9 protein-coding genes and 1 pseudogene are annotated in these 7,940 nt (G+C 44.9%); 2 read left to right on the forward strand and 8 right to left on the reverse strand.

The genetic code is table 11. The annotated features are described in order from the left end of the window. Positions 1-15: 15 nt before the first annotated feature. Positions 16-1,317 (forward strand): pyrimidine-nucleoside phosphorylase, encoded by a 1,302-nt coding sequence (locus AB4Z17_RS17570; protein ID WP_339206672.1) that lies wholly within the window; start codon positions 16-18, stop codon positions 1,315-1,317. Positions 1,318-1,396: 79 nt separating this feature from the next. Here AB4Z17_RS17570 and AB4Z17_RS17575 read toward each other — a convergent pair whose 3' ends face one another. From AB4Z17_RS17575 to AB4Z17_RS17600, 6 genes are all read right to left on the reverse strand, one after another. After that, positions 1,397-1,810, reverse strand: a complete 414-nt coding sequence (locus AB4Z17_RS17575) for a rhodanese-like domain-containing protein (RefSeq protein ID WP_441961104.1) — start codon at positions 1,808-1,810, stop codon at positions 1,397-1,399. A 110-nt stretch (positions 1,811-1,920) separates the two neighbouring features. Next, positions 1,921-2,334, reverse strand: a complete 414-nt coding sequence (locus AB4Z17_RS17580; RefSeq protein WP_441961106.1) for a LysR substrate-binding domain-containing protein — start codon at positions 2,332-2,334, stop codon at positions 1,921-1,923. 83 nt (positions 2,335-2,417) lie between these two features. Then, positions 2,418-3,005 carry a hypothetical protein gene (locus AB4Z17_RS17585; protein ID WP_441961108.1) on the reverse strand — a complete coding sequence of 196 codons (588 nt, stop codon included), beginning with the start codon at positions 3,003-3,005 and terminating at the stop codon, positions 2,418-2,420. A 102-nt stretch (positions 3,006-3,107) separates the two neighbouring features. After that, a complete protein-coding gene (locus tag AB4Z17_RS17590; RefSeq protein ID WP_441961110.1) occupies positions 3,108-3,539 on the reverse strand; it encodes a GNAT family N-acetyltransferase in 432 nt (143 codons plus the stop codon). Next, the gene (locus tag AB4Z17_RS17595) at positions 3,539-4,000 is read right to left on the reverse strand and encodes a VOC family protein (protein ID WP_441961112.1); all 462 of its coding nucleotides are present in this window, start codon (positions 3,998-4,000) and stop codon (positions 3,539-3,541) included. The genes AB4Z17_RS17590 and AB4Z17_RS17595 overlap by 1 nt, the downstream gene beginning before the upstream one ends. A gap of 108 nt (positions 4,001-4,108) precedes the next feature. Further along, on the reverse strand, positions 4,109-5,011 hold the full coding sequence (locus AB4Z17_RS17600) for a helix-turn-helix domain-containing protein (protein WP_441961114.1): 903 nt from the start codon (positions 5,009-5,011) through the stop codon (positions 4,109-4,111). Between the two features lie 150 nt (positions 5,012-5,161). Here AB4Z17_RS17600 and AB4Z17_RS17605 point away from each other — a divergent pair, with 150 nt between their 5' ends. Next, a complete protein-coding gene (locus tag AB4Z17_RS17605; RefSeq protein WP_441961116.1) occupies positions 5,162-6,769 on the forward strand; it encodes a glycoside hydrolase family 43 protein in 1,608 nt (535 codons plus the stop codon). A gap of 156 nt (positions 6,770-6,925) precedes the next feature. On the opposite strand, the gene AB4Z17_RS17610 is transcribed toward AB4Z17_RS17605, so the two are convergent. Then, positions 6,926-7,810 (reverse strand): carbohydrate ABC transporter permease, encoded by an 885-nt coding sequence (locus AB4Z17_RS17610; RefSeq protein WP_076268734.1) that lies wholly within the window; start codon positions 7,808-7,810, stop codon positions 6,926-6,928. Between the two features lie 13 nt (positions 7,811-7,823). Beyond that, positions 7,824-7,940, reverse strand: a pseudogene (locus AB4Z17_RS17615) (carbohydrate ABC transporter permease); the annotation flags it as partial.

Below are 7,940 nucleotides of genomic sequence, written 5' to 3' on the forward strand. Positions count from 1 at the left end.
CGAGGAGACAACAACATGAGAATGGTTGACCTAATTGAGAAAAAACGTGACGGCGGAGAGCTTACAACAGAGGAAATCAACTTTATTATTGAAGGCTATACGAAGGATGAAATTCCTGACTATCAGGTTAGCGCCTTGGCTATGGCTATCTTCTTCAAGGATATGACAGAGCGCGAGCGTGCTGACTTAACGATGGCGATCGTGAATTCCGGCGATACGATTGATCTGTCGGCAATTGAAGGCGTGAAGGTAGATAAGCACTCCACTGGCGGTGTTGGCGATACAACTACGCTTGTACTTGCTCCACTTGTTGCTGCACTGGATATCCCTGTTGCCAAAATGTCAGGTCGCGGTCTTGGACATACTGGCGGTACAATCGACAAGCTGGAAGCCATTGCAGGATTTCATGTAGAAATCGGCAAGGATGAATTTGTGAACCTCGTGAACAAGGATAAAATTGCGGTTATCGGACAATCCGGCAATTTGACGCCAGCTGATAAGAAGCTATATGCTTTGCGTGATGTTACAGCAACAGTTGATTCTATTCCACTCATTGCCAGCTCGATTATGAGCAAGAAGATTGCTGCCGGTTCAGATGCTATCGTGCTGGATGTGAAAACAGGCGCTGGTGCATTTATGAAAACCGTTGAAGATGCCAAAGAGCTTGCACATGCTATGGTAAGCATCGGCAATAACGTTGGCCGTAAGACGATGGCCGTCATCTCGGATATGAGCCAGCCGCTTGGACTCGCAATCGGCAACGCGCTTGAAGTGAAAGAAGCAATCGATACACTTCAAGGAAAAGGACCTAAAGATTTGGAAGAGCTTTGCCTTGCACTAGGCAGCCAAATGGTGTTTCTTGCGAATAAAGCTAGCTCTCTAGAAGAAGCCGAGGAAATGCTGAAGGAAGTTATTCGCAACGGCAAAGCACTCGAGAAATTCAAATCATTTATCGCTAATCAAGGCGGCGATCCTTCGGTTGTGGATCATCCTGAGAAATTGCCGCAAGCGCCTTATCTGATTGAAGTGCCTGCCAAAGCAGACGGCGTGGTCACTGAAATAATTGCCGATGAGATCGGAACTGCAGCGATGCTGCTTGGAGCTGGACGTGCGACGAAGGAATCGGAAATTGATTTGGCTGTAGGCCTCATGCTGAACAAAAAAATCGGCGATGCGGTTAAAACAGGTGAATCCCTCGTTACGATTCATTCCAACCGTGAGAATGTTGATGATGTGCTTAACATCATTTACGAAAACATCCGCATCGGCAGCAGCGTAACACCACCCGTACTCATTTACGGAATTGTGACAGAATAGTATTTCTAAAATGATCAAAAAGGACTGTTGCAGCTTGCCCTTCGGCAGCTACAACAGTCCTTTTCTTTGGCTCCTGCAACTATTGGCTGCCCTCTACCTCATTGCCTTCCTTACGCCAATATTCCATGCCGCCAAGCATCTCCTTTACCTTAAAGCCAAGCCCAGATAAACGAGCGGCACCTTTGGCAGCTCCATTGCATGCCGGCCCCCAGCAGTACACAACAATGACTTGTTCCTTTAAGAAGGATGAAGTCCTCTCCTCATTAATCATATTGGACGGCAGGTTAATCGCACCTGGAACATGGCACTCTTCATAAGCTTTTGCGCTGCGAACATCGATGAGCAGAAAGTCATTAACGCCCCGCTTCATATCATGACATACATCAGATACATCTGTTTCTACAGCCAGTTTGTTCATAAAATGACGATGGGTATCCTCCGGTGTAGCTGCTGGTGTTTCCAGAACAAGCGATACATAAGTTTCGTTTTCCATTTCCGCTGCCTCCATTTGGGCTGTAATATTTAAGCCGTTCGATTTCTTAAATACAATGTAGCACAGCCTTAAACAATGGAGTTATCGATAGAATTCTATACTATACTTCATTAATTTTGATGATTAGCCCCGCCAACAAGCTCTAGGAACCCCGTAAACGCCTTGGATTTCCATTTCTTCTTGGCATAGATGAGCTGTGTATAGAACTTACAATCGGGGTGCGCAAAACGAACAGCAATCAACTCGCCTTTCTGGACCGCATCAGCAACGACAATACGCGGCAATAAAGCAATTCCAAGACCGTACATCACACACTGCTTAATCGCTTCTAAATTGCCAAACTCATACGATAATGTATAATTCACATGGTTATGTTGGAGTACCTTAACTGCCCCATACGATTCTTCAAGCTTCTGAATTTGAGTCGTAATACTCGACTGCGCATAACCCAGAGTTTCAGCAGCTCGTGTGAAGCTCCCCCACTTTGCTACTTCGTGAAATGTTTTTAAGTACGTTAATTCCAATGCGCTATTCCCCTTTCTATAGAGAGAATCGTTCCCCCTATTGTAGCTAGGATTTAGCTGTTGTTCATTCGTATTTCACAACATTAAATACGTCCTAACATGATGCGCAAGCCGACTACGATCATGGATGGAACTAATAATTTATCGCTTTTTCCCCAAATAGGAGATGTGCTATGTGGCCACTGTATCTCGTAATTCTTTGAATCTGCAAATTCCTTCAACCGATCTTCCAATGAGTCTGTTTCACCATTAGGATATCCAACGACGACCTGCCCATTTTCTACTTGAGACGCCGTTATCCAGCTTGGGGAAAGCAATTTAAGATTAGGAGGGATGTCAGATAAGAAAAAGACGTATTCTTCACCGGATTTGAACTTCATAGAAAAATCAGGACATGCATTTCCAGCTGGATATTTGCTTCTATTGTCTATCGTTTCTGGCAAATAAATCGTCTGCGGCGCTTTGCCCGGTCCAGCATATGAAGTAACAGCCAGTGTAACTTTTCTTCCGTCCTCGCTTATATCAGCCACCTTGCCATAAACCATAGCTTTCGACTCATACGCCTCTTCAAAGTTCCATGGGATAGGTGAGCAAGCATGGACAAAATTAGCGTTCACTACGATAAACAAACAGATGCAGCTAAGTGTTAGTAATAGTACTTTATTTCTCATGTTCATCACTCCCATTCATTCTTATACCCTATAACGATGGAATGGAAATAATTGTTGCTGCTCTGCTGCCGACTTCAAAGCTTAGCCAAGGCCGTATCTGATTTAAGCCAGCGGACTAATATCTTTTCGAAAATAATAATGTTTGCTGCCTAAGGGCGCGTCTTCAAAAACCGCCACTTCTTTATAACCGTTTTTCTTATAAAATTCCGGCGCCTGAAAACTAAACGTGTTTAGCTTAATGAAGGTGCATTTCTTCTCTTTAGCTATTTTCTCTATTTGGGATAGCAGCTGGCTGCCAAGACCTGTGCCTCTAAGAGCTTGATCTACCCACAAAATATCGACCTCTATCCAATTCCAGCAAAAGACGCTTAATAGTCCGCCAAGGATTTTACCTTCGTCATCCTTTATCGTCAGATTTATTTCCTCATAATTGTTTTTCAACTCATCAGGGACATGCCCATGATTATACTCGATCAGTTTTCTTTTCACGTATTCGCTTTCTTCTTTGCTTCCATAAGTAATTTCAGCTGACACTAGTTTCCACCGCCAAACACGATAATGTAATCATCCAAATCCTTTATCGCAAACTCTTTCCACTTTCTGCTGCCCATATCCTCTACTATTGGCTCGTACACTATGATTGCGCCTTTGGCTCTGAACTCCTCATACAAGGATTGCACTCCAGCGAAATCAGAGTAAACGTACGTATCCCAGCTCGCCAGCGGGCCAGCCCAGTCGGAAGGATAATCCATTTGTGATGGCCTTACATTCGGCCTGACATCTTCTGCTTTCTCTGCTTGCTGCAGTAAAAAACCTACCCCGTCTCGCTCAGCATGTCCCCATCTATCGATGGTAAACCCTAATATATGTTCATAATATTCCTTTGCTTTCTCTAAATCGGATACCAATCTGACTTGAAGAGCCTTTTTCATATGTGCTTTTGCTTGGCTGGGGACTTCCTCGCCTCTATCTGGCATAGCTAACTGAACTCTCATTTACACAACTCTCCTTTGTTCTATGATTGTCACAGCGGGACAGCTGGTTGGGAATCCCGTTTACATTCCATTTTCCAATTATAGTATATTTTTAACATAAGAAGAAGATTAGGCTTGATGTACAGAAAACGATACCGTTTTACTACGGAAGCTGCTTGGCGACTCCCCCGTCCAGCGCTTGAACTGCCTGCTGAAGTGCGCAATATTATGGTAGCCAAGCCTCGCCGATATCGACTCTACCGTTGCTTCGGGATTCATCAGCAGCAGCTTCGCCTTTTTCAGCATCAATGAGGACAAATATTGTCGTGGAGATACGCCATACACTTGGGTAAACATGCGATTAACCGATGACATGCTGTAACCAACCGAATCCGCAATTAATTTTATCGTCTCCACCTCATCCTCCTTCTCCCCCCTCTCAGCCGCGCTTTCAACCGTACGCTCCAGCATGGCTGCGATTTGAGAGGCTGCAGCAGATTTCCGTGCGCCAGCTGCACCGCGATTAAGCTCAGATAATGTGCCGCTCAACCCGGCAAACAGCTCAAATAGCGCGGACAAAATATTCATGCGAGACTCGACTCGCACGACTGACTCTTCGGAGGTTAATGCCATTAATTTATCCAAAGCTGGCTTGATTGCTACTGCCAGCTCACTGCCAGCTTCGTGAAAACAATGGCTATTGCGAATAAGAAGCTCACGGAAAGACCTCTCATCGACGTCAAAATGCAAGCAGTAATAGGTCATTTCATCATTACAAACGACAGAGCTTTCATGATTGTCCCCCGGATTGAGCAATATAAGATCACCTGGACCTTGCTTGTAGGCATGTCCGTTAACCTTCATCTCCTGCGTTCCCGATAATACGAGATTCACTTCAAATAGAGGATGCTTATGAAGCGGATATTTCCAATCCGGGTCCACTGTACGCCAGTGTGCCGCAAATACACGGAAGGTCGAGTCCATATCAGGCAGCATAAATTCCTTTCTTGCCGGTTCTCGTTTTGCTTGCATACGTTGCCCTCTCCTTCCGAAATTGCGAGTCTAATAAACTGATTGATTTGGGTAAATATCAACATGGTATGGATATGGGAACGGGTTAAAATCATTGCTATGATATAGATAGTATAGATTACAATTCATTTCCTAAAAAGGAGAAAAGATATGACTGCCATCCAAAATCCGATTTTACCTGGCTTTAATCCAGACCCCTGTATTTGCCGTGTAGGAGAAGACTACTATATTGCGGTTTCAACCTTCGAATGGTTTCCCGGCGTTGGCATTTACCATTCTAAGGATTTAAAAAACTGGAGGCTTGCCGCAAGACCTTTAAGCAGGCTCAGCCAGCTGAACATGATGGGCAATCCTGATTCTGGCGGTATTTGGGCTCCCGCACTATCCTATAGCGACAATAAATTTTGGCTCATCTATACCGATGTGAAAGTAACCGAAGGACAATGGAAAGACTGCCACAACTATTTGGTTACCTGCGACACGATTGATGGCGAATGGTCCGAGCCCATTCATGTGAACAGCTCCGGCTTCGATCCATCGTTGTTCCATGACGAGGACGGCAAAAAGTATTTTGTAAACATGATGTGGGATCAACGGGTCGGCCATCATAACTTCTATGGTATTTTGCTGCAGGAATACAGCGCGAGTGAGCAGAAGCTAATCGGAAAACCTGAAATTATTTTCAAAGGAACCGATATTAAGCTGACCGAAGCTCCTCACCTCTATAAAATGAATGGCTACTATTACTTGCTTACGGCTGAGGGCGGCACCAAATATGAGCATCAGGCGACCATCGCTCGCTCCAAACAGCTTACCGGGCCATATGAGGTGCATCCGGAAAATCCGTTAATCACATCGTTCCATGCACCGCGTATTCCATTGCAAAAGGCGGGCCATGCTTCCATCGTTCAAACGCATACGGGCGAGTGGTTCTTAGTGCATCTAGTTGGACGACCTCTCTCCAGAGAAGGCCAGCCGCTGCTTGATCCGCGTGGATACTGCCCGCTTGGCAGAGAAACAGCTATTCAGCGGCTCGAATGGCGCAATGATTGGCCTTATGTCGTCGGCGGCAACCAGCCTTCCCTTGTCATTGAAGGACCGAACATTCCCGAAGTGCAATGGGAGCGCGATTACCCAGTTAAGGACGATTTCGATAGCAGCACGCTAAATCTGCATTTCCAAAGCCTGCGCATCCCTTTAGGAGATCAAATTGTTTCGTTGACCGATAACCCTGGACATCTTCGTCTATACGGCAAAGAATCATTGACTTCTAAATTTACACAGTCATTTATCGCAAGGAGATGGCAGCATTTCAACTTTACAGCTGAAACAAAAATCGCATTTCATCCGACGTCCTTCCAACAATCAGCCGGGCTTGTGAACTACTACAACACGCAAAACTGGACATCCTGCCAAATCTCATGGAATGAGGAAAAGGGAAAAATTTTGCAGCTTGTTGCATGCGATAATTTTTCGTTCTCTGAGCCGCTTCAAGGTAGCGAAATAGCGATTCCAGAAGACGTCGCCTATGTGCATATCCGTGTTGACGTAGAGAATACACTGTACTACTACTCTTACTCGTTTGATGGCAAGAGCTGGACTCGTCTTCCTGTAAACTTCGAATGCTACAAGCTATCGGATGACTACATTCAAGGCGGCGGCTTCTTCACAGGCGCATTCGTCGGCATGCAGTGTCAGGATACATCAGGACGCAGCCTGCACGCAGACTTTGATTATTTTATATACGACAATCATTAATGAAGCAAGAAAGCTTTTGGGAGCTGAGCATCGTTCCTAAGAGCTTTCTTTTTTTTATCCTTTGCATAAACGAAAGAACCTCCATAACCACTGCTGTGATTGGAGGTTCTTGTACGGTTCAGATACTGTCAAGCGGACGACGTCCCATCATCAGCTTTAGCCTTTGACTGAACCTGCCGCTATGCCTTCAACGATACGATCGCTTAAGAATAGGAATGCAATCAATATTGGCAATATACTAATCATTAATGTAGCCCCGATTGCGCCCCAGTCCGTCGTATACTGCCCGATAAAGTTTTGCACGCCGACCGTCAGCGTCTTATAGGCATCTGAGCTTATAAATGTATTAACGAAAATAAATTCATTCCAATTATATATCATGTTAATAATGCCTGTCGTTGCGATAACAGAGCCTGTCATCGGCAGTACGATTCGGAAAAATATTTTGTTTACGGAGCAGCCGTCGATAACCGCCGCTTCCTCTACCTCGCGCGGCAAAGCATAATAGAAGCCAAGCAGGATCATAATCGTGATCGGCATATTGAACGCTACATAAGACAAAATAAGCGACAACGGATGATCAATGAGATGTATTTTGTTGAAAATGCTGAACAACGGAATGAGCGTCGAGTGAACCGGAATCATCATCGCGACCATGAATAGACCGAGTACAAAAGAGCTTCCTTTCCACTTCAGCCTTGTTATCGCGTAGGTAACTAGGCTGCCTAACACAATCGTAAGCACCGTTGCAACAACCGTAATCCATACGCTGTTGAAAAAATAAACATCAATATTTCCAGCGCTCCATACCTTCTCGTAATTTTCCCACCTAGGATTCATAGGCAGTGACAGCGGAGGAAGATTGAATACTTCCTGATTGTTTTTAAGCGAGAAAAACAACAACCATACGAGAGGGAAAATTTGCAATATGGCAACGACCGATAACACGATATATAGTACGGAATATCCCAGTTTGCTTGCTATCCAAGCGCCGGAGCTTTTGTTTCCGTTCCTCAGCTGTCCTGCAGTTCCGGGCATCATGAAGCTTCCCTCCTTACGAATATTGAATCGTATCTTTTGTAGCAGTCAATTTTCGGATTATCCAGGTTACGATGAGACAAATGATAAGCAGGAAGAAACCAATGGCACTGCCATAACCAAAGTCATATGC

This window comes from Paenibacillus sp. TAF43_2, from assembly GCF_052113545.1.
Lineage (GTDB): Bacteria > Bacillota > Bacilli > Paenibacillales > Paenibacillaceae > Pristimantibacillus.

Bases quoted from the DNA above. Each gene is read 5' to 3' on its own strand.
- AB4Z17_RS17600 (WP_441961114.1), bottom strand. From the start codon at position 5,011: ATGCAAGCAAAACGAGAACCGGCAAGAAAGGAATTTATGCTGCCTGAT.
- AB4Z17_RS17570 (WP_339206672.1), top strand. From the start codon at position 16: ATGAGAATGGTTGACCTAATTGAGAAAAAACGTGACGGCGGAGAGCTT.
- AB4Z17_RS17605 (WP_441961116.1), top strand. From the start codon at position 5,162: ATGACTGCCATCCAAAATCCGATTTTACCTGGCTTTAATCCAGACCCC.
- AB4Z17_RS17585 (WP_441961108.1), bottom strand. From the start codon at position 3,005: ATGAGAAATAAAGTACTATTACTAACACTTAGCTGCATCTGTTTGTTT.
- AB4Z17_RS17575 (WP_441961104.1), bottom strand. From the start codon at position 1,810: ATGGAAAACGAAACTTATGTATCGCTTGTTCTGGAAACACCAGCAGCT.
- AB4Z17_RS17595 (WP_441961112.1), bottom strand. From the start codon at position 4,000: ATGAGAGTTCAGTTAGCTATGCCAGATAGAGGCGAGGAAGTCCCCAGC.
- AB4Z17_RS17610 (WP_076268734.1), bottom strand. From the start codon at position 7,810: ATGATGCCCGGAACTGCAGGACAGCTGAGGAACGGAAACAAAAGCTCC.